1 pseudogene is annotated in these 692 nt (G+C 56.1%); it reads left to right on the top strand.

What is annotated here, in order from left to right:
• A pseudogene (locus NKH17_RS33340) lies at window positions 1–692 on the top strand (calcium-binding protein); the annotation flags it as partial.

The raw sequence follows: 692 nt of genomic DNA, 5'->3' as shown, positions 1-692 counted from the left end.
TTCAATCTGGCCGACGTTCAATATGTTAGCCAGGTCAACGCATTGCCGGATGGCATGAAGGGCCTGGTGTATCTGAATGAGCACGAGGGCGTAACCTCATCCTTCATCGAGAAAATGACCCCCTTCCTCGGCAATCCGAACGTGTTCGGATTCTATCTTGTTGACGAGCCCGATCCCACCGGCAGGTGGGGCACCTACGCAACCGCTGAGAACCTGAAGGCGGAATCCGACTGGATCCATGAGCATTTTCCGGGCGCCAAGACCTTCATCACCATGATGAATATGGGATCCCCGACCAATCCGGATTTTACGAACACCTACAATCCGGCCAACACGCATATCGACTATTTCGGAATAGACCCCTATCCGGTGCGCACGGGAACGGACACGGTCGATTACGACATGATCGATCGAGCCGTGGCTGCAGCGGTGAAGTCGGGCATCCCGGCTAACAACATCGTTCCGGTATATCAGGCCTTTGGCGGCGGTAACTGGGAGACTTCCGATGGCGGAAGACATGTCATGCCCACCCCCGAACAGATGCAAACCATGATCGATCATTGGGCCGCATTGGTTCCGACGCCCGGCTTCGACTACACCTACAAATGGGGAACGCAGAACGGCGACACCGCGCTTGAAAGCTCCTCCGAATTGCAAGCCGTTTTCCGGGAGCACAACCTCGCTACCACCGG

The organism is Mesorhizobium sp. M1334, from assembly GCF_040317995.1.
In the GTDB taxonomy this organism is placed as follows: Bacteria; Pseudomonadota; Alphaproteobacteria; order Rhizobiales; family Rhizobiaceae; genus Mesorhizobium.
Note: the sequence above shows the minus strand (reverse complement) of the source record. Positions and strands in the feature narration are given on the sequence as shown.